Source organism: Serratia sp. 4542 (assembly GCF_016805595.1).
Taxonomy (GTDB): Bacteria; Pseudomonadota; Gammaproteobacteria; order Enterobacterales; family Enterobacteriaceae; genus Serratia; species Serratia nevei.
In genome coordinates this window covers 124,616-151,504 of record NZ_RXKV01000002.1, presented here as the reverse complement: position 1 = coordinate 151,504, position 26,889 = coordinate 124,616, and the positions used below count along the sequence as shown (strand labels likewise).

Genomic DNA, 26,889 nt, shown 5'->3' with positions numbered 1-26,889 from the left:
GGCTTACAACTTTCGTCACAAATATCGCCGGGAGAGGCGGGCCGTTCGGTATTTATTTGTGTTACGTTATAACAAATGCAGGTAAGACAGGATAATGATGAAGTTACGTCGTCTTTTGGCTGCCTTCGGCGCCGTGTTCAGCGCCGGTGCGATCGCGCATCCGCACAGCTTTATCGACATGAATACCACCTTCGTCGCCAAAGACCAGCGGCTGGTCGGCCTGAAAATGGTGTGGGTGATGGATGAAATCACCTCGGCGGATCTGCTCTACGATGCGAAAAACGCCAAGAGCGATTCGGAAGTGTGGAAAAAGCTGGCGGCGGAAGTGATGGCCAACGTGCTGGGGCAGCACTATTTCACCGATCTTTACCGCGACGGCAAGCCGGTGAAATACCTGAACTTGCCCAGCGAATATCACCTGTCGCGCCAGGGCAATCAGGCGGTGCTGGAGTTCGTGCTGCCGTTGGCCGAGCCACAGCCGCTGGCGGGCAAGCCGTTCGAACTTTCTACTTACGATCCGACTTATTTCGTGGATATGACCTATAAAGACCAAAATGCGCTGCATCTGCCGCCGGAGATGGCGCAGCTGTGCAGCTACAAGCTGATGACGCCGAAGCCGAATGCGTCGCTGCAGGCCTATGCGCTGTCGCTCGACAAGAACGACTCGCCCGGTGAAGACCTGGCGCTGGGGCAGCAGTTCGCCCAGCGGGTGACGCTGCAATGTCGTTAAATTTCTCACCTCCGACGACGAGCCGACGCCACTGGGCCTTCGGCCTGTGGCCGCTGCTGCCATTCACGCTGGCGTTGGCGGCCGCCGCGCTGCTGGCGTGGCACTATTGGCCGCAGCTGCTGATGCAGAGCGTGGTATGGCAAAAAGCGCTGCACCAGCAGATGGCGGGATTGTTGCAGCAGGTGAAGGCCGCGCCGCAGCAGGCCGGGCTGGCACTGATGCTGTTCAGCCTCGGCTATGGCGTCTTGCATGCGCTTGGCCCCGGGCACGGCAAAGTGGTGATCGCCACCTACCTGGCTACCCATCCGGCGCGGCTGAAAAGCAGTCTGAAGCTGACCTTCGCCGCCTCGCTGGTACAGGGCGGGGTAGCGATCGCGCTGGTCACGCTGATGCTGGTGGTATTGCAGCTCTCTTCGCGCCAGCTGCACCAAAGCAGCTTCTGGCTGGAGAAGGGCAGTTTTATTCTGGTGATGCTGCTTGGCGTGCTGCTGAGTTGGCGCGCGCTGAAACGCCTGTTTGCGGCGATCAAGGCGATGCGCCCGGCGCCGGCGCTGCGCATCAACAGCCTGACGCCGCTGGCGGCGGATCATGTGCACAGCGCCCACTGCGGCTGCGGCCACCGGCATCTGCCGAGCGACAGCGAGCTGCAGGCGGGAAGCGACTGGCGCACTCAGGCCGCCATCGTGCTGGCGATGGGCATGCGCCCCTGTTCGGGGGCGATTTTGGTGCTGCTGTTCTCCAAGGTGATCGGCGTGTTCGGCTGGGGAGTGATCTCCGCGCTGGCGATGGCGTTCGGCACCTCGTTGACCATCTCGATGCTGGCGCTGCTGGTGCATTACAGCCGCCGGCTGGCGGTGCGCCTCAGCCGTTCGCGTGCCCCCGCCGCCTGGAGCGCGGTGGCCTGGGGGGCGCTGGCGTTAGCCGGCGGCCTGATCCTGTTGGCTGCAGGGCTGTTGCTGTACGTCAGCGCGCAGCCGGAATTCGGCGGCGGCATCCGGCCCTTCTCCCGCTAACGGGCATAAAAAAAGCGCTGCATCGGCAGCGCTTTTTTTCGATTCGCTTCTGGCGATTAACGCTTCAGCGCTTCGCTCAGTTCTTCACGCATGGTGGCCAGCATGGCTTTCACTACGCGCGGGTTGCCTGCAACCACGTTGCCGGAGCTGAAGTGGTTGTGGCCACCGACGAAGTCGGTCACCAGGCCGCCGGCTTCACGCACCAGCAGTTCGCCCGCGGCGAAATCCCACGGCTTCAGGCCGATTTCGAAGAACCCGTCTACGCGGCCGGCGGCCACATAGGCCAGATCCAGCGCGGCGGAACCGGTGCGACGGAAGTCTGCGCACTGGGTGAACAGCTTGCCGACGATGTTGATGTAAGGCGTTGCGTGCTGCTTGACCTTGAACGGGAAGCCGGTCGCCAGGATGGTGCCATCCAGATCTTTGGCGTTGGTGCCGCGCAGGCGGTAACCGTTGAGCTGTGCGCCCTGGCCGCGAGTGGCGGTGAACAGTTCGTTGCGCATCGGATCGTAAACCACGGCCACTTCAGTACGGCCTTTGATGCGTACGGCGATGGAAACGGAGAAATGAGGGAAACGTTTGATGAAGTTTGCAGTGCCATCCAGTGGATCGATCACCCATTGCACATCGCGATCTTCGCCGATCAGCTCACCGCGTTCTTCGCTCACGATACTGTGTTGCGGATAAGACTTGCGGATGACGTCGATGATCAGATGCTCTGCATCGCGATCGACGTTGGTGACGAAGTCATTGGTCCCTTTCTGGCTCGCTTCTACAGCGTCCGGGGTTTCGTAGTTTTTGGCAATCAGGTTACCGGCCTTGCGCGCAGCGCGCACGGCGATAGTCAGCATCGGATGCATGGGTATCTTCCAACTAGGATGTTAAAGAACAGGAAACGGCGCGAAGTATAGCAGCTGTTCGGCAAATTGCCTATGGCTGTGTTAAGATGCTGCGATTTTCCGCCACGCTCAGAGTTTGTATGCTGCACAATATCCGCATTGTTCTGGTAGAGACTTCACATACCGGCAACATGGGCTCGACCGCCAGAGCCATGAAAACCATGGGTTTAACCAACCTTTATCTGGTTAATCCGCTGATCAAACCCGATTCTCAGGCCATCGCCCTGGCCGCCGGTGCCAGCGACGTGATCGGCAACGCCACTATCGTCGATACCCTCGATGACGCCATCGCCGGCTGTAGCCTGGTGGTGGGCACCAGCGCACGTTCTCGCACCTTGCCGTGGCCGATGCTGGAGCCGCGTGAATGCGGCGTGCGCGCGGTGCACGAGGGCGAACACGCGCCGGTGGCGCTGGTGTTCGGCCGCGAACGCGTCGGGTTGACCAACGATGAACTGCAGAAGTGCCACTACCACGTCGCCATTCCGGCCAACCCGGACTACAGCTCGCTGAACCTGGCGATGGCGGTGCAGATCCTGGCGTACGAAGTGCGCGTGGCTTACCTCGATCGCCAACAGGCGGGCGCGCCGCAGCTGGAAGAGACGCCGTATCCGCTGGTGGACGACCTCGAGCGTTTCTATCAGCACCTGGAGCAGACGCTGCAGCGCACCGGCTTTATTCGCCCGTCCCATCCGGGGCAGGTGATGAGCCGCCTGCGTCGGCTGTTCACCCGCGCGCGCCCGGAAGGGCAGGAGCTGAATATCCTGCGCGGCATGCTGACGTCGATCGAGAAACAGGATAAACATCAAGGTAATTAATTGATGTGGCATAACGGTGGGCGACAATAGTATTAGTTATCCAAAGGTTATAACATGTATTTTATATACCTTTGTTCTTGCTAAGTTCAAAACGTGCTAATACTTGAGTCAATTACTAGGTTAAATAGTTGACTGTTTTACTCAGGAATGTCAGACTTTCGGCCATATTTGACCAACAGGTAACCATTGAGCTATGAGACTGACATCCAAAGGCCGTTATGCCGTAACCGCTATGCTTGACGTAGCGCTGCATTCCCAGGAAGGGCCGGTACCACTGGCGGACATTTCCGAACGCCAGGGTATTTCGCTCTCTTATCTGGAACAATTATTCTCCCGTCTGCGCAAGAACGGCCTGGTGGCCAGCGTGCGTGGTCCGGGCGGTGGTTATCTGCTGGGTAAAGACGCGGGTGAGATCGCCGTTGGCGCTGTCATCACTGCCGTCGATGAATCGGTAGATGCAACCCGTTGCCAGGGCAAAGAAGGCTGTCAGGGCGGCGATCGCTGCTTGACCCACGCCCTGTGGCGCGATCTGAGCGAGCGCATCAGCGGGTTCCTGAACAACATTACGCTGGCAGAACTGGTCAATAACCAGGAAGTGCTGGTGGTGGCGGATCGTCAAAACAACGATACGCGCCGCACGGCCAACGGTCGTCCGCAAGAAACTATCAACGTTAATCTGCGCGCATAAGCAGCTGGCGAAATTATTTTAGTTTTTGGAAGTGATGTACGGAGCACAAGAGCAATGAAATTACCGATTTATCTGGATTACTCAGCAACGACGCCGGTTGACCCGCGCGTTGCTGAGAAGATGATGCAGTTTTTGACCCTGGACGGCACTTTTGGCAACCCGGCTTCCCGTTCCCACCGTTTCGGTTGGCAGGCGGAAGAGGCGGTAGACATCGCCCGTAACCAAATCGCCGAACTGGTGGGCGCCGACCCACGCGAAATCGTCTTCACCTCCGGGGCGACCGAATCCGACAACCTGGCGATCAAAGGCGCTGCCAATTTCTACCAGAAAAAAGGCAAGCACATCATCACCAGCAAAACCGAACACAAAGCCGTGCTGGACACCTGCCGTCAGCTGGAGCGCGAAGGGTTTGAAGTGACCTACCTGGCGCCGCAGAGCAACGGCATCATCAGCCTGCAGGATCTCGAAGCGGCGATGCGCGATGACACCATTCTGGTCTCCATCATGCACGTCAATAACGAAATCGGCGTGGTGCAGGACATCGAAGCGATCGGCGAAATGTGCCGCGCGCGCGGTATCATCTACCACGTTGACGCCACCCAGAGCGTGGGCAAACTGCCTATCGATCTGAGCAAGCTGAAAGTCGACCTGATGTCGTTCTCCGGCCACAAAATCTATGGCCCGAAAGGCATCGGCGCGCTGTATGTGCGCCGCAAGCCGCGCATCCGCATCGAAGCGCAGGTACACGGCGGCGGTCACGAGCGCGGCATGCGTTCCGGCACCCTGCCTGTCCACCAGATCGTCGGCATGGGCGAAGCTTACCGCATCGCCAAAGAAGAGATGACCGAAGAGATGGCGCGTCTGCGCACCCTGCGCGATCGTCTGTGGAACGGCGTGAAAGATATGGAAGAAGTGTATCTGAACGGCGATCTGGAGCACGGCGCACCGAACATCCTGAACGTCAGCTTCAACTACGTTGAAGGCGAGTCGCTGATCATGGCGCTGAAAGACCTGGCCGTTTCCTCCGGTTCAGCCTGTACCTCCGCCAGCCTCGAGCCGTCCTACGTGCTGCGCGCGCTGGGCATGAGCGATGAATTGGCGCACAGCTCGATCCGTTTCTCCCTGGGGCGTTTCACCACGGAAGAAGAGATCGACTACACCATTCAACTGGTGCGTAAATCCATCGGCCGTCTGCGCGATCTGTCCCCACTGTGGGAGATGTTCAAGCAGGGCGTGGACATCAACAGCATCGAATGGGCGCATCATTAATTCTCAGGTTTCAGGAGCAAGGTCATGGCTTACAGCGAAAAAGTAATCGATCATTATGAAAACCCGCGCAACGTGGGTTCTTTCGACAACGAAGATCCTACCGTCGGCAGCGGCATGGTAGGGGCGCCGGCTTGCGGCGACGTCATGAAGCTGCAGATCAAGGTTAACGATGAAGGCATCATCGAAGACGCGCGCTTTAAAACTTACGGCTGCGGTTCCGCCATCGCCTCCAGCTCGCTGGTGACCGAATGGATGAAAGGCAAGTCGCTGGATCAGGCTGAAGCGATCAAAAACACCCAGATCGCCGAAGAGCTGGAATTGCCGCCGGTCAAAATTCACTGCTCGATCCTGGCTGAAGACGCCATCAAAGCAGCGATTGCCGACTATAAGAGCAAGCACAGCGCCAAGTAATTTGTCTGAGTCGGCCCGGCCGCGCCGGGCTTTGATGTGAAGTGTGAGGTTGTGATGTCTATTACCATGAGCGACAGCGCTGCGCAGCGTGTTCAGGCGTTTTTGACGAACCGCGGCAAAGGTCTCGGCCTGCGTCTGGGAGTGCGAACTTCCGGCTGCTCCGGGATGGCGTACGTGCTGGAATTTGTTGACGAAGCCAACGATGACGACATCGTGTTTGAAGACAAAGGCATCAAGGTGATCATCGACGGCAAGAGCCTGGTCTACCTTGACGGCACCGAGCTTGATTTCGTTAAGGAAGGCCTGAACGAAGGCTTCAAGTTCAACAACCCGAACGTCTCAAGCGAATGCGGCTGCGGCGAGAGTTTCAACGTCTGACAGTCCATCGTGCTCCCCCGTTTCGGCGGGGGAACTTCATCCGCTAACGCCCAGAGCACGCTATGGATTACTTTACTTTATTCGGGCTGCCAGTTCGCTACACCGTGGACGGCAGCCTGCTTGCGTCCCGCTTCCAGGATCTGCAGCGCCAATTCCACCCCGATCGTTTCGCCAACCAGCCGGAGCGCGAACGCCTGATGGCGTTGCAGCAGGCGGCGACCATCAACGAAGCCTACCAGGCGCTGAAGCACCCGTTAAAACGCGCGGAGTATATGCTATCTTTGCACGGCTTCGATCTGGGCAACGAACAGCATACGATGCGCGACACCGCGTTCCTGATGGAACAGCTGGAACTGCGCGAAGAGCTCGACGCCATTGAGCGCAAGCCGGAGGCGGAAAGCCTGCTGGCCGATTTCGGCGCGCGGCTGGCCGTCTCCATCAAGCAGCGCAGCGCGCTGATGCTGCAGCAGTTGGACAGTGAACAGTGGGCGGATGCCGCCGACACCGTGCGCAAGCTGCGCTTTTTGGACAAACTCCAGCAACAGGTTGAACAACTCGAAGAAAAACTGCTGGGTTTTGAGTAACACCTTCTGATTCTGATTGTGGAAGCTTCAACATGGCCTTATTACAAATTAGTGAGCCTGGCCTCAGCGCCGCGCCGCACCAGCGACGTCTGGCCGCCGGCATCGACTTAGGCACCACCAACTCGCTGGTCGCCACGGTGCGCAGCGGGCAAGCGGAAACGCTGGCCGACGAACAGGGCCGCCATTTGCTGCCTTCGGTGGTGCATTATCAGGCGGACGCGCAGCGCGTCGGCTGGGAGGCGCGCCAACAGGCGGCGCAGGATCCGGCCAATACCGTCAGCTCCATCAAACGCATGATGGGCCGCTCGTTGGCGGACGTGCAGCAACGTTACCCGAACCTGCCTTATCAATTCCAGGCCAGCGACAACGGCCTGCCGCTGATCGTCACCGCCGCCGGCCCGGTTAACCCGGTCGGCGTCTCCGCCGATATCCTGCGGGCCCTGTCCGCGCGCGCGCAAGCGGCGCTGGAAGGCGAGCTGGATGGCGTGGTGATCACCGTTCCTGCCTACTTCGACGACGCGCAGCGCCAGGGCACCAAAGACGCGGCGCGTCTGGCCGGCCTGCACGTCCTGCGCCTGCTGAATGAACCGACCGCGGCGGCGATCGCCTACGGGCTGGATTCCGGCCAGGAAGGGGTGATCGCGGTTTACGATCTGGGCGGCGGCACCTTTGATATCTCCATTCTGCGCCTCAGCCGCGGCGTGTTCGAAGTGCTGGCCACCGGCGGCGATTCCGCGCTGGGCGGCGACGACTTCGATCACCTGCTGGCCGACTGGCTGCGCGAGCAGGCCGGCGTGGCCGATCGCAGCGACCATGGCGTGCAGCGCCAGCTGCTGGACGCCGCCATCGCCGCCAAAATCGCGTTGAGCGATGCCGACAGCGTGCGCGTCGAGGTGGCCGGCTGGCAGGGCGAGGTGACCCGCGCCCAGTTCGAAGCGCTGATCGCTCCGCTGGTGAAACGTACGCTGATGGCCTGCCGCCGCGCGCTGAAAGACGCCGGCGTCGCCGCGGACGAGGTGCTGGAAGCGGTGATGGTCGGCGGTTCCACCCGCGTGCCGCTGGTGCGTGAGCAGGTGGGGGCCTTCTTCGGCCACACGCCGCTGACGTCGATCGATCCGGATAAAGTGGTCGCCATCGGCGCCGCGATCCAGGCCGACATTCTGGTGGGCAACAAGCCGGACAGCGACATGCTGCTGCTGGACGTGATCCCGCTGTCGCTGGGCCTCGAAACCATGGGCGGCCTGGTGGAGAAAGTGATCCCGCGCAACACCACCATTCCGGTGGCGCGCGCGCAGGAGTTCACCACCTTCAAAGACGGCCAGAGCGCGATGATGATCCACGTGCTGCAGGGTGAGCGCGAGCTGGTGCAGGATTGCCGTTCGCTGGCGCGCTTCACGCTGCGCGGCCTGCCGCCGCTGCCTGCCGGGGGGGCGCACATTCGCGTTACCTTCCAGGTGGATGCCGACGGTCTGCTGAGCGTCACCGCAATGGAGAAATCCACCGGCGTTGAGGCCTCGATCCAGGTCAAGCCGTCGTACGGCCTGTCGGACGGCGAAATCGCCGGCATGATCAAGGATTCGATGGCCAACGCGCAAAGCGACGTGGGCGCGCGCAAGCTGGCGGAGCAACGCGTGGAAGCCGCGCGGGTGCTGGAAAGCCTGCAGGGCGCGCTGGCCACCGACGCCGCGCTGCTGAGCGAGGCGGAAAGCCAGGCGATCGCCGCCGCCACCCAGGCGTTGCAGCAGGCGGTGCAGGGGGAAGATCCCGCCGCTATCGAAGACGCCATCAAAACATTAGATGCACAAACGCAAGATTTTGCCGCGCGCCGCATGGACGCTTCCATTCGCCGCGCGCTGGCTGGCCATTCTGTGGATGAGGTTTAACCATGCCTAAAATTGTTTTCCTACCCCATCAAGATCTTTGCCCGGAAGGGGCGGTTCTGGAAGCCGAAAAAGGGGAGTCGATCCTCAACGTTGCGCTGCGCAACGGCATTGAAATCGAGCACGCCTGCGAGAAATCCTGCGCCTGCACCACCTGCCACTGCATCGTGCGTGAAGGTTTCGATTCGCTGGAAGAGAGCAGCGAGCTGGAAGACGACATGCTGGACAAAGCGTGGGGGCTGGAGCCGGAAAGCCGTCTGAGCTGCCAGGCGCTGGTCGCCGACGAAGATCTGGTGGTCGAAATGCCGCGCTACACCGTCAACCACGCGCGTGAGCATTAATTGTTAGCCGCAGCGCCAACCCGGAGATCATAATGGGACTGAAGTGGACCGACAGCCGAGAAATCGGCGAAGCCCTGTACGACCAATACCCGGACACCGATCCGAAAACCGTGCGTTTTACCGACATGCATCAGTGGATCTGCGATCTGGAAGAGTTCGACGACGATCCGCAGGCTTCCAACGAAAAAATACTGGAAGCGATCCTGCTGGTCTGGTTAGATGAAGCGGAGTAAATAGCGTAACGGGCTGCCATGGGCGGCCCGTTTATTTTGTATCCGACAAGATTAATAAAAGAATAATCCGGAGTAAGAAGGCTATGACAACAGAATTCATGCAGGTCACGCTGTCGCAACAACCTGCCGACGCCCGTTGGGGTGAAAAAGCGCTGCTCAGCACCAACGGCGAAGGGATGACCATCCACCTGACCGGCGCCGACAAACTGGGTGCGATCCAGCGTGCCGGCCGCAAAATTGACGGTCAGGGCATCAAAAAAGTCAAACTCGCCGGCGACGGTTGGGACTTGGAAAACAGCTGGGCGTTCTGGCAGGGCTACCGCGGGCCGAAAGGGCAGCGCAACGTCGAATGGGCCGAGCTGCCGGAAGCCGCGCGTCAGGAGCTGGATAAGCGCCTGAAGATCGTAGACTGGGTGCGCGACACCATCAATATGCCGGCGGAAGAGCTGGGGCCGGAGCAGCTGGCGACCCGCGCCGTCGATCTGATGTGCGACGTCGGCTGTGATGCCGTCAGCTACCGCATCACCAAGGGTGAAGATCTGCGCGAGCAGAACTATGCCGGCATCCACACCGTCGGCCGCGGCTCCGAGCGCCCACCGGTACTGCTGGCGCTCGACTTCAACCCGACCGGTAACCCGGACGCGCCGGTGTTTGCCTGCCTGGTCGGCAAGGGCATCACCTTCGATACCGGCGGTTATAGCCTGAAGCAGAGCGCCTTTATGGACTCGATGAAGGCTGACATGGGCGGTGCGGCCACCATCACCGGCGCCCTGGCGCTGGCGGCGGCGCGCGGCCTGAAGCAGCGCGTGAAGCTGTACCTGTGCTGCGCCGACAACATGGTCAGCGGCAACGCTTTCAAGCTGGGCGACATTATTCGCTACCGCAACGGCAAAACCGTTGAGGTGATGAACACCGATGCGGAAGGGCGCCTGGTGCTGGCCGACGGCCTGATCGACGCTTCTGAGCAGAACCCGCAGCTGATTATCGACTGCGCCACCCTGACCGGCGCGGCCAAAACCGCGGTCGGCAACGACTACCATGCGCTGTTCAGCTTCGACGACGCGCTGGCGCAGGAGCTGCTGAGCAGCGCCGCCGCCGAGCAAGAGCCGTTCTGGCGTCTGCCGCTGGCCGAGTTCCACCGCAGCCAGCTGCCGTCCAACTTCGCCGAGCTGAACAATGTGGCCGGCCCGGCCTACACCGCCGGCGCCAGCACCGCGGCGGCCTTCCTGTCGCACTTCGTCAAGAATTACCAGCAAGGCTGGCTGCACATCGACTGTTCCGCCACCTACCGCAAAGGCGCGGTGGAGCAGTGGTCGGCCGGCGCGACCGGTTTGGGCGTGCGTACCCTGGCCAATCTGCTGCTGAGCAAAGCCAAATAATTGAACGCCCGCTACGTCGGGCGCTAGAATGCGCATTATCTTCGGGGCCCAGCATGCTGGGCCTCGCTATTTGATCCCTGGAGTTTGCCATGAGTGCCCATCATCACGATGCCGCCCCGAGCGAGAACGAACTTGAACGCCTGCTGAAGCTGGCGGTGACGGAGCCGGCCCACCGCCCGGCGTTCTTCCGTGAACTGCTCGACGCCACGGTGCTGATCCTCGGCGACAGCGAGCAGGTGCAGCAGGACGGCGACATCGCGCTGAACGCGGATACGCCGGTCAATATCCAGCATTGGGAAAAGCAGGACGGCGGCAGCATCATTCCGTTCTTCACCTCGCTGGAAGCGCTGCAGAAGGCCGTTGAGGACGAACAGCCGTTTATCGCCATGCCGGCGCGGGTGCTGTTCGAAATCACCCAGGGCGCGGATCTGTTCCTCAACCCGAAGGCGGAGTACGGCAAGGAGTTCTATCCGGAAGAGGTGGCGATGCTGCTGGCGACCGGCGGCGTCGTCAAACCGGTGGAGCATTACGTCGACAAAGAGACCCAAATCCTGCTAGGGCAGCCCGAGGAATATCCGTCGGCGATGGTGGACGCGTTGACCACGCTGTTCAGCCAGCGCAAGCCGGTGCGCCGCGCGTTTCTGGCGCTGATGCACGACCAGGCGGCGGACGAGAAGCCGAATTTGCTGATCGGGCTGGAAGTGGACGCCGAGCCGGCGGAGATCGAGGCGTTGATCAACGAGGCCGGCAGCGTCGCCAGCGAAACGGCGCCGAACGACGAACCGGTGGATTTCTGCCTGGTGTCGGAGAAAGAGCGCGGCATCAGCCACTATCTGATCTCCCATACGCAGCCGTTTTATCAGCGCCGCTGGGGCAGCTGGCTGCGCAATTTGATCCCGTCTACCGACAAGACCCAGTAGCGCCACCACGTTGTCGAAAATGGCCCATGAAGATCATATTTTTTTAATGAAATGTTGATTTTCCCGTAGGCAAGCGTTAACGGCGCACATATAATCTGCGCCACTTGAGAAGGCCGGCAACATTGCAGACCGGCCTGTTTTGGAAGTCATACAGAGGCCATCATGACCGTAGAACGTACCTTTTCCATCGTTAAACCAAACGCTGTAGCCAACAACGACATCGGCGCTATCTATGCGCGTTTCGAGCGCGCCGGTTTCAAAATCATCGCCGCTAAAATGCTGCGTCTGACTCGCGAGCAAGCTGAAGGCTTCTACGCTGAGCACAAAGGCCGCCCATTCTTCGACGGTCTGGTTGAGTTCATGACCTCCGGCCCAATCATGGTGCAGGTTCTGGAATCTGAAAACGCCGTGCAGCGCAACCGCGACATCATGGGCGCAACCAACCCGGACAACGCGCTGGCCGGTACCCTGCGTGCCGACTACGCGGACAGCTTCACCGCTAACGCCGTGCACGGTTCCGACTCCGTTGAATCTGCACAGCGCGAAATCGCTTACTTCTTCAACGAAAGCGAAATCTGCGCACGTTAATCGTGCCGTTTCTTGGCTGATAACCAGGCATTCACCGGCTGAAACAATAAAAATGCCCTGAATGCCTTTCAGCCGTAGCCACCCGCTACTAAAATTTGTACAATGCCGCGCCCCTGATAAGACGACTTGTCAGGGGCGTGTTTTTAGTGCCGCCACCCGAATCATGCGGGCTGAAATGCACAACTTACTGTCCATTCTTTAGCGCCATAACGTGTAATAACGAGGCCAGAGATCATTATGTTAGAACCCATCACGTCCGAGCACACCGTGTCTGAAAATAATTCGCTGACTACCCCCTCCGTTAACGTGGAGCAACCGGCTGCGGCCAAAATCAACCTGCTGGACCTGAACCGCCAGCAAATGCGCGAGTTCTTCGCCGAAATGGGCGAGAAACCGTTCCGCGCCGATCAGGTGATGAAGTGGATTTACCACTACTGCTGCGACGATTTCGAGCAGATGACCGACATCAACAAAGTCCTGCGCGGCAAGCTGCAGCGCGTGGCGGAGATCCGCGCGCCGGAAGTGGCGGAAGAACAGCGTTCGGCCGACGGCACCATCAAGTGGGCGATTAAAGTCGGCGATCAGCAGGTCGAAACCGTGTACATCCCGGAAGCCGACCGCGCGACGCTGTGCGTCTCCTCGCAGGTAGGCTGCGCGCTGGAGTGTAAATTCTGTTCAACGGCGCAGCAGGGCTTCAACCGCAACCTGCGCGTGTCGGAAATCATCGGCCAGGTGTGGCGCGCGGCGAAGATCATCGGCGCGCTGAAGGTGACCGGCCAACGCCCGATCACCAACGTGGTGATGATGGGCATGGGCGAGCCGCTGCTCAACCTGAACAACGTGGTGCCGGCGATGGAAATCATGCTGGACGACTTCGGCTTTGGCCTGTCCAAACGCCGCGTGACCCTGTCTACCTCCGGCGTGGTGCCGGCGCTGGACAAGCTGGGCGACATGATCGACGTGGCGCTGGCGATCTCGCTGCATGCGCCGAACGACACCATCCGCGATGAGATCGTGCCGATCAACCGCAAGTACAACATCGAGACCTTCCTGTCCGCGGTGCGTCGCTATCTGGAAAAATCCAACGCCAATCAGGGCCGCGTGACCGTCGAGTACGTGATGCTGGATCATATCAACGACAGCACCGACGATGCGCATCAGCTGGCGGAAGTGCTGAAAGACACGCCGTGCAAGATCAACCTGATCCCGTGGAACCCGTTCCCGGGCGCCCCCTACGGCCGCAGCTCCAACAGCCGGGTGGATCGTTTCTCCAAGGTGTTGATGGAATACGGCTTTACGACTATTGTTCGTAAAACCCGTGGTGACGATATCGACGCCGCCTGCGGGCAACTGGCGGGTGAAGTGATCGACCGTACCAAGCGTACCCTGAAGAAGAAAATGGCCGGGGAACCTATCAACGTACGGGCGGTCTGAACCCTATAGCACCATTTTTTGTTATCTAACAGCCTGTTATGCGCAAGCGTGTCGCTGGCGGGCGTTAGCTGACGGCCGATAAGGAAATGAATGCGGGCATGAAGCTGAAACTGTGGGGTGTGTGGCTGGCGGCCGGGGTGTTGGCCGGGTGTTCCGGTTCAGCGCCGGAAAAGGATGCACAAGTCTCTGAGGCGGGCCAGACGCGGTTGCAGCTGGGCCTGGAGTACCTGCAGCAAGGCGACATGGACGCCGCGTGCCAGAACCTGGAAAAGGCGCTGGACGCGGCCCCGCAGGATTACCGCACGCAGTTGGGCATGGCGCTCTATGAGCAGCGGATCGGTGAAAATGCCGCGGCCGAACAGCGTTATCGGCAAGCGCTCAAACTTGCGCCAGGCAATGGCACCGTATTGAATAATTACGGTGCGTTTCTTTGCGGTTTAGGGCAGTATGTACCGGCGCAACAGCAGTTTAGCGCTGCGGCGCTGGCGCCCGATTATGGCCAGGTCGCCGACAGCCTGGAAAACGCAGGTTACTGTTTTCTCAAGGCCGGACAAAACGATGAGGCGCGCACGCTGTTGAGCCGCGCGCTGAAGGTCGATCCGGACAAAGGCACTCCGCTGTTGGCGGAGGCCGAAAAGCAATTTGGAGAAGGGAAGCGCGCCCAGTCGCAACTTTTATTGGATGTTTATCAGCATGTTCTGCCGGCCAGCGCCAGCAGCTTATGGTTACAGATTCGTTTCGCCGCGTTAGCCGGCCGTCAGGATAGCGTTCAACGCTATGGCAAGCAGCTAGCGCGAAGTTTTCCACAATCCAAACAGTACCAGCAGTTCTTAGCTAATGAATACTGAAGCCTCCCAAGATAAAACCGTATCCATGACGACGGGCCAGCGCCTGCGTCAGGCCCGTGAGCAACTCGGGCTGAGCCAACAGACCGTTGCAGAACGCCTGTGTCTCAAAATGTCCACCGTGCGCGATATTGAGGAAGACAGCGTGTCTGCTGACCTCGCGTCCACCTTCGTGCGCGGTTACATCCGTTCCTACGCCAAGCTGGTGCATTTGCCGGAAGACGAACTGCTGCCGATGCTGGCCAAGCAGGCGCCGTTGAAGATGGCGAAAGTGGCGCCGATGCAAAGCTTCTCGCTGGGCAAGCGCCGCAAGAAACGCGACGGCTGGCTGATGAGCTTCACCTGGCTTATCGTGTTTGTGGTGATCGGCCTGACCGGCGCCTGGTGGTGGCAAAACCACAAGGCCCAGCAGGAAGAGATCGCCACCATGGCCGATCAGTCCTCCGCGCAGCTTTCACAGAATAACGAAGGGCAGTCCGTGCCGCTGACCGACGGCAACGCCGACGCTGGCACCAACGTGCCGTTGACCGACAACAGCGCTGCGCCGGCCGATGCCGGCGCAGCGGCTCAGGCACCGGCGGCTACCGCTCAGGTGCCGAGCACGGCTCAGCAGCAGCCTGCCGTGGTGTCGCCAAGCCAGACTACCCTGCCGGAAACCACCCCGGCGGCACAAGCGCCGCTGCCGACCGCCGATGCGGGCGTGGCTGCGCCGGCAGCCGATCCGAACGCGCTGGTAATGGACTTCTCCGCTGACTGCTGGCTGCAGGTGAGCGACGCGAGCGGTAAAACGCTGTTCAGCGGCACCCAGAAGAAGGGCGGCAAGCTGAACCTGGCCGGCACCGCGCCGTATAAGCTGACCATCGGCGCGCCGGCGGCAGTACAGATCCAGTATCAGGGTAAACCGGTTGATTTAAGCCGGTTCGTTAAGTCAAACCGTGTTGCTCGCCTGACCGTCGCCGCGCAGTAATCGCGCGGCCCCGGTCGTGATGTCAGAGCAGCAATGGAGAGTAAGTAATGCATAACCAAGCGCCCATCAACCGTCGAAAATCTACACGCATTTACGTCGGCAAGGTGCCTATTGGTGATGGCGCGCCGATTGCCGTGCAGTCGATGACCAACACCCGTACCACCGATGTTGAAGCAACGGTTAATCAGATCAAAGCGCTGGAGCGCGTGGGCGTCGACATCGTCCGCGTTTCGGTTCCTACCATGGACGCCGCCGAGGCGTTCAAGCTGATCAAGCAGCAGGTCAACGTGCCGCTGGTCGCCGATATCCATTTCGATTATCGCATCGCGCTGCAGGTTGCCGAATACGGCGTAGACTGCCTGCGCATCAACCCGGGCAACATCGGTAACGAATCGCGCATTCGCTCGGTGGTGGACTGCGCCCGCGACAAGAACATCCCGATTCGCATCGGCGTCAACGGCGGCTCGCTGGAGAAAGATCTGCAGGAAAAGTACGGCGAACCGACGCCGGAAGCGCTGCTGGAATCTGCCATGCGCCACGTGGACATCCTCGATCGCCTCAACTTCGACCAGTTCAAGGTCAGCGTCAAGGCGTCGGACGTGTTCCTGGCGGTGCAATCTTACCGCCTGCTGGCCTCGCGCATCGATCAGCCGCTGCATCTGGGCATCACCGAAGCCGGCGGCGCACGCAGCGGGTCGGTCAAATCGGCCATCGGCCTGGGCATGCTGCTGTCTGAAGGCATCGGCGACACCCTGCGCATCTCGCTGGCGGCGGATCCGGTCGAAGAAGTGAAGGTCGGTTTCGATATCCTGAAGTCGCTGCGCATCCGCGCGCGCGGCATCAACTTCATCGCCTGCCCGACCTGTTCGCGTCAGGAGTTCGACGTGATCGGCACGGTGAACGCGCTGGAGCAGCGCCTGGAAGACATCATCACGCCGATGGACGTTTCGATCATCGGCTGCGTGGTGAACGGCCCGGGCGAAGCGCTGGTGTCCACCATGGGCGTGACCGGCGGCCACAAGAAGAGCGGCTTCTATGAAGACGGCGTGCGCCAGAAAGAGCGTTTCGACAACGAACAGATGATCGACCAGCTGGAAGCGAAAATTCGCGCCAAGGCCGCGATGATGGACGAAAGCAACCGCATCACGGTCAACCTGCTGGAAAAATAAGCGTTATTGCTACACGGCGGGCCTGTTGGCCCGCTTGTTTATGAACCTGAAGGGCAGAAAACCGCATCCGCGTTGAATACCGGGCGGCAAAGTCCCTATAATCAGGTTCATTTTTACAGACAACGGACAGAGAACTCACGTGGCAAAGAACATTCAAGCCATTCGCGGCATGAACGACTACCTGCCGGAAGAAACGGCATTATGGCAGCGTATTGAAGGCACCCTCAAGCAGGTGCTGGGCAGCTACGGTTACAGCGAAATCCGGTTGCCGATTGTAGAGCAGACCCCGTTATTCAAACGCGCGATCGGCGAAGTGACCGACGTCGTGGAAAAAGAGATGTATACCTTCGAAGACCGCAACGGCGAAAGCCTGACGCTGCGTCCGGAAGGGACGGCTGGCTGCGTGCGCGCCGGCATCGAACATGGTCTGCTGTACAATCAGGAACAGCGTCTGTGGTACATCGGCCCGATGTTCCGCTACGAGCGCCCGCAGAAGGGCCGCTACCGTCAGTTCCATCAGCTGGGCGCGGAAGTGTTCGGCCTGCAAGGCCCGGACATCGACGCCGAGCTGATCCTGCTGACCGCCCGCTGGTGGAAAGCGCTGGGCATCGCCGAGCACGTCAAGCTGGAGCTGAACTCCATCGGCTCGCTGGAGGCGCGCGCCAACTACCGCGACGCGCTGGTGGCGTTCCTGGAGCAGCACGTCGAGGTGCTGGACGAAGACTGCAAACGCCGCATGTACAGCAACCCGCTGCGCGTGCTGGATTCCAAAAATCCTGAGGTGCAGGCGCTGTTGAACGACGCGCCGCGCCTGTCCGAGTACCTGGACGAAGAATCCCGTGCTCACTTCGCCGGTCTGTGTGAACTTTTGGCGCAGGCAGGTATCCCATATACCGTTAACGAGCGCCTGGTGCGCGGTCTGGATTACTACAACCGCACCGTGTTTGAGTGGGTAACCACCAGCCTGGGCGCGCAGGGCACCGTCTGCGCGGGCGGCCGTTACGACGGCCTGGTCGAGCAATTGGGCGGCCGTGCTACCCCGGCGGTCGGTTTCGCCATGGGCCTCGAGCGCCTGGTGTTGCTGGTGCAGGCGGTTAACCCGGAATTCAAGGCGCCGTCGGCTATCGACGTGTACGTCATCTCTTCCGGCGCGGGCACCCAAAGCGCGGCGATGCAGCTGGCTGAACAGGTGCGCGACGCGGCGCCGCAGCTGAAGCTGATGACCAATTACGGCGGCGGCAACTTCAAGAAGCAGATCACCCGTGCGGACAAATGGGGCGCGCGCATCGCGCTGATCCTGGGTGAGAGCGAAGTGGCGGCGCAGCAGGTGGTGGTGAAAGACCTGCGCAGTGGTGAACAAGAAACGCTGGCGCAAGGCGAAGTCGCTGCGCGTCTGGCTTTGATGTTAGGTTAAGGAGAAGGACACCGTGGAAGTCTATACCACTGAAAACGAACAAGTCGACGCACTGCGTCGGTTCTTTGCCGAGAACGGCAAAGCGCTGGCGGTGGGCGTGGTGCTCGGAATTGGTGCCCTGGTTGGCTGGCGTTACTGGCAGAGCCATGAAAACTCCAACATGATGGCAGCGTCGCAATCCTATCAGGAAGCCAGCGATCGTCTGGCGGCCGGCAAGCCGGATGACGTGGCTGCCGCGGAGAAATTTGTCCAGGCTAACGGCAACAGCTACGGCGTATTGGCCGCGCTGCAGTTGGCCAAGCACTTTGTCGAACAGAATGATTTCGCCAAGGCGGAACAACAACTGGCGCTGGCGCAGGGCCAGACCAAAGACGACAACCTGTTGGCAATGATCGATCTGCGTCTGGCGCGCGTCCAGCTGCAGGAGAAAAAGCTGGATGAAGCGCTGAAAACGCTGGATGGCGTGAAAGGCGAAGGCTGGGCGGCGATGATGCAGGATGTGCGCGGCGATGTGCTGCTGGCCAAGGGCGACGCCAAGGGCGCGCGCGAAGCTTACAGCAAAGGCATTGAATCCAACGCTTCTCAGGCGCTGCAGGTTCTGCTGCGCATGAAATTGAATAACTTGTCCAGCTAAGGGGAATTCCCATGCAATTGCGTAAAACACTCTTGGTCGGACTGGTTTCCGCTGCCTTGCTGAGTGGTTGCTCGCTGTTTAACAGCGAAGAAGACGTGGTTACCATGTCGCCGTTGCCGAAAGTTGAAAATCAGTTTACGCCGAACAAGGCGTGGAGCACCTCGGTGGGCGACGGTATCGGTGAGTATTACTCCCACCTGCGTCCGGCTTATCAGGACAGCACCATTTACGCCGCCGATCGCTTCGGCATCGTGAAAGCGATGGACGCCGACAGCGGCAACGAGAAGTGGAAGGTCAATCTCTCCGAGAAGACCGGTTTCTTCTCCAGCAACCTGTCTGCGCTGCTGTCGGGCGGCCTGACGGTCGCGGGTGACAAGGTTTACGTCGGCAGCGAAAAAGCGGTGGTTTACGCATTGAACACCGCCGACGGCGCCATCGCCTGGCAGACCAAAGTGGCCGGCGAAGCGATCTCCCGTCCGGTTGTCAGCGACGGCATGGTGTTGGTGCACACCTCCAACGGCATGCTGCAGGCGTTGAACGAGGCCGACGGCGCGGTAAAATGGACGGTTAACCTGGACATGCCTTCGCTGTCGCTGCGCGGTGAATCCGCGCCGGCCGTCGCCTTTGGCGCCGCCATCGTCGGCGGTGACAACGGCCGCGTCAGCGCCGTGCTGATGCAGCAGGGTCAACTGATCTGGCAACAGCGCATTTCTCAGCCGAGCGGCGCGACCGAAATCGATCGCCTGAACGACGTGGACACCACGCCGGTGATCGTTGATGGCGTGGTCTACGCGCTGGGCTACAACGGCAACCTGACGGCGCTGGATCTGCGTTCCGGCCAGATTATCTGGAAACGCGAGCTGGGGTCGGTGAACGATTTCATCGTCGACGCGGGCCGCATCTACCTGATCGACCAAAACGATCGCGTCGTCGCGCTCAGCACCGAAGGCGGCGTGACCGTGTGGACGCAGAGCGATCTGCTGCACCGCAACCTGACGCCGCCGGTGATGTATAATGGTTATCTGGTGACCGGTGACGCCGAAGGCTATCTGCACTGGATCAACACCACCGATGGCCGTTTTGTCGCCCAGCAGGAAGTGGACAGCTCCGGCTTCCTGTCTGCGCCGATGGTGGCCGGCGACAAGCTGGTCATCCAGGCTCGCGGCGGGAAAGTTTACGCTTTCACCCGCTAACGCCGCTCGTCGCAAGGCTTGAAAACGGCTCCTGAATGTTCAGGGGCCGTTTCGTATTTTTATAAGCTGCACCGCTGGTGTCTATCCACAGTGCAGTAACGCATTGATTATTAAGTAATGAGGCTTCAACAATGATACCTGTCGTCGCGCTGGTCGGGCGCCCGAATGTGGGTAAATCCACCTTGTTCAACCGTTTAACCCATACGCGCGATGCGCTGGTGGCGGATTTCCCGGGGCTGACGCGTGACCGCAAGTATGGTCGTGCTGAAATCGAAGGCAATGAATTCATCATCGTCGATACCGGCGGTATCGACGGCACCGAAGACGGCGTCGAAACGCGCATGGCCGGTCAGTCGCTGCTGGCGATCGAAGAGGCGGACATCGTGCTGTTCATGGTCGACGCCCGCGCCGGCCTGATGCCGGCGGATCAGGGCATCGCTCAGCACCTGCGCAGCCGCCAGAAGGCGACCTTCCTGGTGGCCAACAAGACCGACGGCCTGGATCCGGATACCGCCACCGCCGATTTCTACTCGCTCGGCCTGGGTGAAGTGTTCGCTATCGCCGCTTCCCACGGCCGTGGCGTGACCCAGCTGATCGAACACGTGCTGGTGCCGTTCGTGCCGGAAAAACCGGAAGACGTCGAGCTGACCGAGGAAGAGGCCAACGCCGCTTACTGGGCCGAGCAAAACGGCGAAACGCTGGAAGGCGAAGAAGACGAAGAGCCGGAAGAAGAGTTCAACCCGCAGGATCTGCCGATCAAGCTGGCGATCGTCGGTCGTCCGAACGTTGGTAAGTCTACGCTCACTAACCGCATCCTCGGCGAGGAGCGCGTGGTGGTGTATGACATGCCGGGCACCACCCGCGACAGCATCTACATTCCGATGGTGCGCGACGAACGCGAATATGTGCTGATCGACACCGCCGGGGTGCGTAAACGCGGTAAGGTGACCGAAACCGTCGAGAAGTTCTCGGTGATCAAAACCCTGCAGGCGATTGAAGACGCCAACGTCGTGCTGCTGGTGATCGACGCGCGTGAAGGCATCTCCGATCAGGATCTCTCGCTGCTTGGCTTTATCCTCAATAGTGGGCGCTCACTGGTGATTGCGGTCAACAAGTGGGACGGCATGAGCGAAGAAGATCGCGAGCACGTGAAAGAGATGCTCGACCTGCGTCTGGGCTTCGTCGACTTCGCGCGCGTGCACTTTATTTCCGCGCTGCACGGCAGCGGCGTCGGCAACCTGTTCGAATCGGTGCAGGAAGCCTACGAGTGCGCAACCCGCCGCGTAAATACCTCGATGCTGACCAAAATCATGCAGATGGCGGTTGACGATCACCAGCCGCCGTTGGTGCGCGGCCGCCGCGTGAAGCTGAAATACGCCCACGCCGGCGGTTACAACCCGCCGATCGTGGTGATCCACGGCAACCAGGTCAGCGATCTGGCCGATTCGTACAAACGCTATCTGATGAACTACTTCCGCCGCTCGCTGAACGTGATGGGGACGCCGATCCGCATCCAGTTCAAAGAGGGGGACAACCCGTTCGCCGGCAAACGCAACCTGCTGACGCCGACCCAGATGCGTAAGCGCAAGCGCCTGATGAGCCACCTGAAAAAGAGCAAGTAATCGCTCATGTGGGGCGCGGCAGTGATGCCGCGCCCCTTTTTTATTGGCCCGAAATCGTTTTATTATCTGAAGATTACCTCGCCTGCCTGAAGGAACACCATGTCCTGGGAAACCTGGAGTTTTGCGTTTAACGTCACCGTGCCGAATCTGTTGATGATGCTGCTGGGGATCCTGCTGCGCCATTGGCGCCTGATGGATGACCGCTTTGTCGACGGCGCGACCCGCCTGGTGTTCAATCTGGCGCTGCCGTGCCTGCTGTTTTTCAGCATCGCCACCAACCACCCGCAGCTGCTCGGCAACCTGCCGCTGGTGCTGTTCGGCGCGGTCGGCACGCTGGCGACCTTCCTGCTCTTGGAGCTGGCCGCCAAGTGGCTGGTGAAAGAACCGCGTGAGCGCGGGGTGTTTGTACAGGGCGGTTTCCGCGCCAATACCGCCATCGTCGGCCTGGCCTACGCCATGACCGCCTACGGCAGCGAAGGCATTGCGCTCGCCTCGCTGTACCTGACGGTGACGGTGATCCTGTTCAACATACTGTCGGTCATCACCCTCACGCGCAGCCTGCAGGGCGGGCAGGGCAAGAAAATCAGCCACCTGTCTTTGCTGCGCAGCATCGTTACCAATCCGCTGATCATCGGCCTGGTGTGCGGGCTGCTGTATGCGCAAACCGGGCTGGGCATCCCGACCGTGATCCGCCAGACCGGCAGCTATATCTCCGCGCTGTCGCTGCCGCTGGCGCTGCTGTGCACCGGCGCCAGCCTGGATTTTCGCGCCATGTTCCGCTCGTCCAACGTGGCGGCGCTGTCGTCGGCGGCCAAGCTGTTTCTGGTGCCGTGCCTGATGACGCTGGCCGGCTGGCTGTGCGGGTTTCAGGGGGCGGCGCTGGGCATTATCTTTCTGTTTTCCGCCACGCCGACCGCTTCGGGCAGCTATGTGATGACGCGCGCCATGGGCGGCAACGCCACGCTGGCGGCCAACATTATCGCCATCACCACCGTCGGTTCGTTCTTCACCACCGCGTTGGGGATCTATTTCTTGCGCTCATGGGGCGCGATTTAACCTGGAGTCGTTATGGAAGCGCACTGTCCGCACTGCCGTCAGACCATGAAGTGGGTAGCGGGTCACTACCATTGTGAAACCTGCCAGAGCGATTATCGGCAGCTGGCGAGCTGCCCGGAGTGCGGGCAGCCGCTGCAAGAATTGAAAGCCTGCGGGGCGGTGGATTACCTATGCCAGAACGGGCACGGGCTGATCTCCAAAAAACGGGTGAATTTCAGCTATCAGCCGCTGTAAGCCCTCACTCATCCACCTGACCGGTTTTCCACAGATCCACCAGCGCCTGCGGCGCGCTGCTTTCCGGGATTAACAGCACGATCTCAGTGCTCAGGGTGGGGCTGGTGTAGTTGATTTGCACGCGGTAGTAGCGCTGGTCGCCGCAGCCGGGGGAGGTGGGCTGGCCTTCTTCCTGCGCATAGGGCAGCGTCTGGTTCAGCAACTGATTCAGGCGCTGCCGCTGCTCCGGCGTGATATCGGCCAGCGCGATGCGGCGCTGGCCCGCCAGTTTGGGAATGTAGGCGAAGCCTCCCTCGCGCGCCAGCTCAATGACCGTATCCTGATTGAGCGTCGGCAGCGGTTTCATTATTCCACCCCCACCTGATGCCAGGCTTGCTGCACCTTGTCCGCCACGCTCTGGTCGAAACGCGCTAGCGCATGTTTCACCGTGGCGCGGGCGAAGGTGGCGAAGTCGGCGTTTTGCGGCAGCGCTTTGTCGCACACCGTGTCATACCAGACGTAGCCGGCTTTCTCCCAGGCGAAGCCGCCCAGCGCCGTCGCCGCCAGGTAGAAGGCGCGGTTGGGGATGCCGGAGTTGAGGTGCACGCCGCCGTTGTCTTCCTTGGTCTGGATATAATCTTTCATGCTGGCGGGCTGCGGGTCTTTGCCCAGCAGCGGATCGTCGTAGGCGGTGCCGGGTGCCGACATCGAGCGCAGCCCTTTGCCTTTGATGCCCTTGGCGAGCAGCCCGGCGCCGATCAGCCAGTCGGCTTTATCGGCGGTTTGCTGCAGGTGGAACTGCTTGACCAACGAGCCGAATACGTCGGACAACGACTCGTTGAGCGCCCCGGACTGCTGGTAGTAGATCAGCCCGGCTTCGCTCTCGGTCACGCCGTGCGCCAGCTCGTGGCCGACCACGTCGATGGCGATGGTGAAGCGGTTGAAGATCTCGCCGTCGCCGTCGCCGAACACCATCTGCTGGCCGTTCCAGAAGGCGTTCTGGTACTCCTTGCCGTAGTGCACGCTGCCAACCAGCGGTAGCCCCTGGTTATCCAGTGAATTGCGGCGGTAGGCCTGCCAGAAGAAATCGTAGGTGACGCCGAGATAGTCGTAGGCCTCGTCCACCGCCACGTCGTGGTTGCTGGGCTGGCCCTCTTTGCGCACCTGTTTGCCGGGCAGCTGGGTACCGTTCTGGGCATCGTAGATATCGCGGAGCGCTTCGCCGGCTCGGGCGTTTTTCTCGGTCGGCGAACGCAGCGGCTTGTTGCCGAGCAGGCTTTGCACGTGGTTCAGCGTGTGCAGCGCGCAGTCGCGCTGCGGGGCGTTGCCGTGTTCAATGATGCGGCGCAGCATGTAGGGAGGAATGACGGAACGCATGCGCTGGGCTGGCATAGTGGCTCTCCTTAGGCAAAAATTTTACCTCATCGAATGAATGCACTGTGCCTAAGTGTAGCCTACTCGTCATAAAGCCTGTGGTCATGCGTGCTCACCGCCGGCGCGGTCTTGTGCGGGCTGATGCGCCGCACCGAGGCGCGCACCGCCAGCCGGCCGTGCAGCAGCAGATTGCACGGCGGCGCGTCGGCGCGCAGCATGCGCCGCTGCAGCAGTTGGATCGCCTCGTAGCCCAGCTCATCGCGCGGAACCTGCACCGAGGTCAGCGGCACATCGTGGATTTCCGCCAGGTTGAAGCCGTCGGTGCTCATCACCGAGACGTCGCCCGGCACGCTCAGGCCCCGCTTGTTGAGCGCCTTGACCGCCCCGACCGCCATGTAGTCGCCGCCGGCCAGGATCGCCGTCGGCAGCGGGGAGTGGCCGAGGAGGCCGTCGAGATAGGTGGCCAGCGCCTGCTCGGCCTCTTCACTGCCGAAGCCGGAGGTGGTGACCAGATGGCGGCCGTCGTCGAACGGCAAATGATGCCGGGCGTAGGCCTGCCGGATGCCCGCCAGCCGCAGCTCCATGGTGTGGCGGCGCAGACACTGCAGATTGAGGATATGGCTGTGCCCCTGCTGGAACAGGTAGCTGGCGGAGTAATCACCGATCAGCTGATGATCCGGTGAGACGCTGTCCAGCCGCATCTGCCGATCGCTGCAGTTGATCAGCACGCAGGGCTTGTGCAGATCGGCGGCCAGGGTGTGGATATGCTCGTCGTCGATGCCGATGATCAGCGCCGCTTCGGTGTGCGGGTCGCTCATCTTTTCCAGAAACAGCGCGCCGTCGCTGTGTTGCTCTTCCAGCCCGCAGTAGCGGATGCGCACCTCGTGCTCCATCAGCGCGGCGGCGATACCCTGAATGACCTTGTAGTAGAAGATGTCGGTGCGCACGTCGAACGCGCGCTGCGGCGCGAACACCATCACGTTGTTCAGCATCAGCCGGCCGCTGGAAATACCCTGCAGAATGCCGTTTTGCTGCGCACAGTCCAGCACCTTGCGGCGCGCCTCGGCGCTGGTGTTGGCCTTGCCCGCCAGCACGCGGGAAACGGTGCTGATCGACAATCCGGTTTGGCGAGCGATCTCCTGAATTTTCAGCTTTCCGTTCATTCTGTGATCTCCTTCAAATTCGTCCATGAGAATATTTTCACCGCGGATTTTCAGCGTCTTGACCGGCTTTCATGCCCATTATGACTATTTTTTCACCCGCCTGTGAAAATCTTTGCAAAAAACCCCGTTTCGCTGCGCGCTCTCGCTGAGTAGTCTGCATTGGTACACCAATTTTAGCGACCTGTCGGTCCAATTTTAACGGTGTGCGAAAAAGAAAACAAAAAATAAATCATGGGGTTGTGATTTTCTGTCGGCCAATGCTACGGCGCCGACCCGTTTTCACCGTCCCTTGTTTGATAGCACAACGTACCCTACTAAAACGCGCGTTGCCGTCGCCGGCGGCCGCGGGGAGAGAACCGATGAGTGTGGAGATCAATCAGGCGGTCGCGCAGAGCGGCCGGCGCAAGTTCAAATCGCTGCGCTGGTGGATGCTGGCGCTGTTCTTGCTGGGCGTCACGGTCAACTACATCACCCGTAACTCGCTGGGCATTTTGGCGCCGGAGCTGAAAACCAGCCTGAACATGAGCACCGAGCAATATGCCTGGGTGGTGGCGTCGTTCCAGCTGGCTTACACGGTGTTTCAGCCGATCTGCGGCTGGCTGATCGACGTTATCGGCCTGAAGATGGGCTTTCTGATCTGCGCCAGCATTTGGGCGGTGGTATGCATACTGCACGCCGGCGCCGGCAGCTGGCTGCAACTGGCCATTCTGCGCTTCTTCATGGGGGGCGCGGAGGCGGCGGCCACCCCGGCCAACGCCAAGGCGATCTCCGACTGGTTCCCGAAGCGGGAACGGCCGATCGCCGCCGGCTGGGCGGGCGTCGGTTTCTCCATCGGCGCCATGCTGGCGCCGCCGATCATCGTCATCGCTCACGTCTCCTTCGGCTGGCAGGGCGCCTTCCTGTTCTCCGGCGCGCTGGCGCTGATCTGGGTGGTGCTGTGGTGGTTGTTCTACCACTCGCCGCAGCAGCACCCGAACCTCAGCCAGCAAGAGCTGGATCTGATCCGCGAAGACAACGAGCCGGTGCTGCCGAAGCTGCCGTTCCTCACCTCGCTGGCCAGCCTGTGCAAGAACAAGAAGTTCTACGGCATCGCCATCCCGGCCTTTCTCGCTGAACCGGCCTGGGCGGTCTTCAGCTTCTGGGTGCCACTGTACCTGGCTACCGAACGCGGCATGGACCTGAAACAGATCGCGATGTTCGCCTGGCTGCCGTTCCTGGCGGCGGATATCGGCAGCGTCGCCAGCGGCTATCTCACCACCCTGTACCGCAAATGGTTCGGCTGCAGCCGCGTCAACTCGGTGGTCGCCAGCTCGGTGACCGGCGCTTTCCTGATGGTGTCGCTGGCGTTCGTGGCGATCACCCAAGATCCCTATGTGGCGATCGCGCTGATCTCGATCGGCGGCTTCGGCCACCAGGTGATCTCCTGCATGCTCAGTGCGCTGGTGGTGGAGTCGTTCGATAAAAATCAGATGGCGACGGTCAATGGTATGCGCGGCTCCAGTGCCTGGATCGCCAGCTTCCTGTTCACGCTGCTGATCGGCGCGGTATCCGACACCATCGGCTTCAACCCGCTGTTCATCGCCATGGGTTTCTTCGACCTGATCGGCGCCCTGTTCCTGATTGCCCTGATCGCCGAACGCGGCGGTAAGAAAACACCTTCACACAGCTAAGTGGAAT

29 protein-coding genes are annotated in these 26,889 nt (G+C 60.7%); 25 read left to right on the top strand and 4 right to left on the bottom strand.

Translation table 11 applies throughout. The features are described from left to right. Positions 1-94 precede the first annotated feature (94 nt). Positions 95-730, top strand: coding sequence for a DUF1007 family protein (locus EKL15_RS01805; protein WP_033651572.1), 636 nt, complete (start codon positions 95-97; stop codon positions 728-730). Continuing rightward, positions 721-1,743, top strand: coding sequence for a nickel/cobalt transporter (locus EKL15_RS01800; protein ID WP_049200710.1), 1,023 nt, complete (start codon positions 721-723; stop codon positions 1,741-1,743). The genes EKL15_RS01805 and EKL15_RS01800 overlap by 10 nt, the downstream gene beginning before the upstream one ends. Before the next feature lie 56 nt (positions 1,744-1,799). Here EKL15_RS01800 and suhB read toward each other — a convergent pair whose 3' ends face one another. Next, positions 1,800-2,603: an inositol-1-monophosphatase gene (gene suhB, locus EKL15_RS01795; protein WP_004941400.1), complete on the bottom strand. Its 804-nt coding sequence runs from the start codon at positions 2,601-2,603 to the stop codon at positions 1,800-1,802. 119 nt (positions 2,604-2,722) lie between these two features. Here suhB and trmJ point away from each other — a divergent pair, with 119 nt between their 5' ends. From trmJ to EKL15_RS01685, 22 genes are all read left to right on the top strand, one after another. Then, positions 2,723-3,457 carry a tRNA (cytosine(32)/uridine(32)-2'-O)-methyltransferase TrmJ gene (trmJ, locus tag EKL15_RS01790; RefSeq protein ID WP_025303916.1) on the top strand — a complete coding sequence of 245 codons (735 nt, stop codon included), beginning with the start codon at positions 2,723-2,725 and terminating at the stop codon, positions 3,455-3,457. Between the two features lie 193 nt (positions 3,458-3,650). After that, positions 3,651-4,145, top strand: coding sequence for a Fe-S cluster assembly transcriptional regulator IscR (gene iscR, locus EKL15_RS01785; protein ID WP_004941404.1), 495 nt, complete (start codon positions 3,651-3,653; stop codon positions 4,143-4,145). A gap of 54 nt (positions 4,146-4,199) precedes the next feature. Continuing rightward, positions 4,200-5,414 carry a cysteine desulfurase gene (gene iscS, locus EKL15_RS01780; protein ID WP_015378780.1) on the top strand — a complete coding sequence of 405 codons (1,215 nt, stop codon included), beginning with the start codon at positions 4,200-4,202 and terminating at the stop codon, positions 5,412-5,414. Between the two features lie 24 nt (positions 5,415-5,438). Next, positions 5,439-5,825: a Fe-S cluster assembly scaffold IscU gene (gene iscU, locus EKL15_RS01775; protein ID WP_004941408.1), complete on the top strand. Its 387-nt coding sequence runs from the start codon at positions 5,439-5,441 to the stop codon at positions 5,823-5,825. A 54-nt stretch (positions 5,826-5,879) separates the two neighbouring features. After that, on the top strand, positions 5,880-6,203 hold the full coding sequence (iscA, locus tag EKL15_RS01770; protein ID WP_004941410.1) for an iron-sulfur cluster assembly protein IscA: 324 nt from the start codon (positions 5,880-5,882) through the stop codon (positions 6,201-6,203). A gap of 62 nt (positions 6,204-6,265) precedes the next feature. Continuing rightward, a complete protein-coding gene (hscB, locus tag EKL15_RS01765; RefSeq protein ID WP_004941412.1) occupies positions 6,266-6,787 on the top strand; it encodes a co-chaperone HscB in 522 nt (173 codons plus the stop codon). Between the two features lie 32 nt (positions 6,788-6,819). Then, positions 6,820-8,670 (top strand): Fe-S protein assembly chaperone HscA, encoded by a 1,851-nt coding sequence (gene hscA, locus EKL15_RS01760; protein ID WP_100396640.1) that lies wholly within the window; start codon positions 6,820-6,822, stop codon positions 8,668-8,670. A gap of 2 nt (positions 8,671-8,672) precedes the next feature. Continuing rightward, positions 8,673-9,008 (top strand): ISC system 2Fe-2S type ferredoxin, encoded by a 336-nt coding sequence (gene fdx, locus EKL15_RS01755; protein WP_004941417.1) that lies wholly within the window; start codon positions 8,673-8,675, stop codon positions 9,006-9,008. Positions 9,009-9,040: 32 nt separating this feature from the next. Then, positions 9,041-9,241 (top strand): Fe-S cluster assembly protein IscX, encoded by a 201-nt coding sequence (gene iscX, locus EKL15_RS01750; RefSeq protein ID WP_006327336.1) that lies wholly within the window; start codon positions 9,041-9,043, stop codon positions 9,239-9,241. A gap of 83 nt (positions 9,242-9,324) precedes the next feature. Continuing rightward, positions 9,325-10,620 (top strand): aminopeptidase PepB, encoded by a 1,296-nt coding sequence (gene pepB / locus EKL15_RS01745; protein ID WP_198509101.1) that lies wholly within the window; start codon positions 9,325-9,327, stop codon positions 10,618-10,620. Between the two features lie 89 nt (positions 10,621-10,709). Then, entirely contained in the window at positions 10,710-11,540 is an 831-nt protein-coding gene (gene sseB / locus EKL15_RS01740) for an enhanced serine sensitivity protein SseB (RefSeq protein WP_038874537.1), read from the top strand. Positions 11,541-11,702: 162 nt separating this feature from the next. Continuing rightward, positions 11,703-12,128 carry a nucleoside-diphosphate kinase gene (gene ndk / locus EKL15_RS01735; protein ID WP_004941424.1) on the top strand — a complete coding sequence of 142 codons (426 nt, stop codon included), beginning with the start codon at positions 11,703-11,705 and terminating at the stop codon, positions 12,126-12,128. 237 nt (positions 12,129-12,365) lie between these two features. Then, entirely contained in the window at positions 12,366-13,562 is a 1,197-nt protein-coding gene (locus tag EKL15_RS01730) for a bifunctional tRNA (adenosine(37)-C2)-methyltransferase TrmG/ribosomal RNA large subunit methyltransferase RlmN (RefSeq protein ID WP_004941426.1), read from the top strand. A 98-nt stretch (positions 13,563-13,660) separates the two neighbouring features. Further along, positions 13,661-14,410: a type IV pilus biogenesis/stability protein PilW gene (gene pilW / locus EKL15_RS01725; protein WP_203088693.1), complete on the top strand. Its 750-nt coding sequence runs from the start codon at positions 13,661-13,663 to the stop codon at positions 14,408-14,410. Beyond that, a complete protein-coding gene (rodZ, locus tag EKL15_RS01720; RefSeq protein WP_060441127.1) occupies positions 14,400-15,374 on the top strand; it encodes a cytoskeleton protein RodZ in 975 nt (324 codons plus the stop codon). Before pilW ends, rodZ begins: the two co-directional genes overlap by 11 nt. 47 nt (positions 15,375-15,421) lie before the next feature. Next, positions 15,422-16,543, top strand: a complete 1,122-nt coding sequence (gene ispG, locus EKL15_RS01715; protein ID WP_016929756.1) for a flavodoxin-dependent (E)-4-hydroxy-3-methylbut-2-enyl-diphosphate synthase — start codon at positions 15,422-15,424, stop codon at positions 16,541-16,543. 139 nt (positions 16,544-16,682) lie between these two features. Further along, a complete protein-coding gene (hisS, locus tag EKL15_RS01710; RefSeq protein WP_060424931.1) occupies positions 16,683-17,957 on the top strand; it encodes a histidine--tRNA ligase in 1,275 nt (424 codons plus the stop codon). Between the two features lie 13 nt (positions 17,958-17,970). Further along, positions 17,971-18,591: a YfgM family protein gene (locus EKL15_RS01705; protein ID WP_033635592.1), complete on the top strand. Its 621-nt coding sequence runs from the start codon at positions 17,971-17,973 to the stop codon at positions 18,589-18,591. 11 nt (positions 18,592-18,602) lie between these two features. Continuing rightward, positions 18,603-19,784: an outer membrane protein assembly factor BamB gene (bamB, locus tag EKL15_RS01700; protein WP_060424928.1), complete on the top strand. Its 1,182-nt coding sequence runs from the start codon at positions 18,603-18,605 to the stop codon at positions 19,782-19,784. Between the two features lie 131 nt (positions 19,785-19,915). Then, positions 19,916-21,406 (top strand): ribosome biogenesis GTPase Der, encoded by a 1,491-nt coding sequence (gene der, locus EKL15_RS01695; protein ID WP_019452357.1) that lies wholly within the window; start codon positions 19,916-19,918, stop codon positions 21,404-21,406. Positions 21,407-21,505: 99 nt separating this feature from the next. Further along, positions 21,506-22,462, top strand: coding sequence for an AEC family transporter (locus tag EKL15_RS01690; protein ID WP_033648913.1), 957 nt, complete (start codon positions 21,506-21,508; stop codon positions 22,460-22,462). Between the two features lie 12 nt (positions 22,463-22,474). Beyond that, on the top strand, positions 22,475-22,696 hold the full coding sequence (locus tag EKL15_RS01685) for a zinc ribbon domain-containing protein (protein WP_060424924.1): 222 nt from the start codon (positions 22,475-22,477) through the stop codon (positions 22,694-22,696). A 4-nt stretch (positions 22,697-22,700) separates the two neighbouring features. On the opposite strand, the gene EKL15_RS01680 is transcribed toward EKL15_RS01685, so the two are convergent. The 3 genes from EKL15_RS01680 to EKL15_RS01670 all read right to left on the bottom strand — a co-directional run bounded on the left by EKL15_RS01680 (position 22,701) and on the right by EKL15_RS01670 (position 25,212). Beyond that, positions 22,701-23,042, bottom strand: coding sequence for a protealysin inhibitor emfourin (locus EKL15_RS01680; protein WP_033635587.1), 342 nt, complete (start codon positions 23,040-23,042; stop codon positions 22,701-22,703). After that, the gene (locus EKL15_RS01675) at positions 23,042-24,067 is read right to left on the bottom strand and encodes a M4 family metallopeptidase (RefSeq protein WP_049194908.1); all 1,026 of its coding nucleotides are present in this window, start codon (positions 24,065-24,067) and stop codon (positions 23,042-23,044) included. The genes EKL15_RS01680 and EKL15_RS01675 overlap by 1 nt, the downstream gene beginning before the upstream one ends. A gap of 62 nt (positions 24,068-24,129) precedes the next feature. Beyond that, entirely contained in the window at positions 24,130-25,212 is a 1,083-nt protein-coding gene (locus EKL15_RS01670; RefSeq protein WP_100396642.1) for a LacI family DNA-binding transcriptional regulator, read from the bottom strand. 359 nt (positions 25,213-25,571) lie between these two features. Between EKL15_RS01670 and EKL15_RS01665 the strand changes: the two genes are divergently transcribed. Beyond that, positions 25,572-26,882, top strand: a complete 1,311-nt coding sequence (locus EKL15_RS01665) for an MFS transporter (RefSeq protein WP_100396643.1) — start codon at positions 25,572-25,574, stop codon at positions 26,880-26,882. Positions 26,883-26,889: the final 7 nt, after the last annotated feature.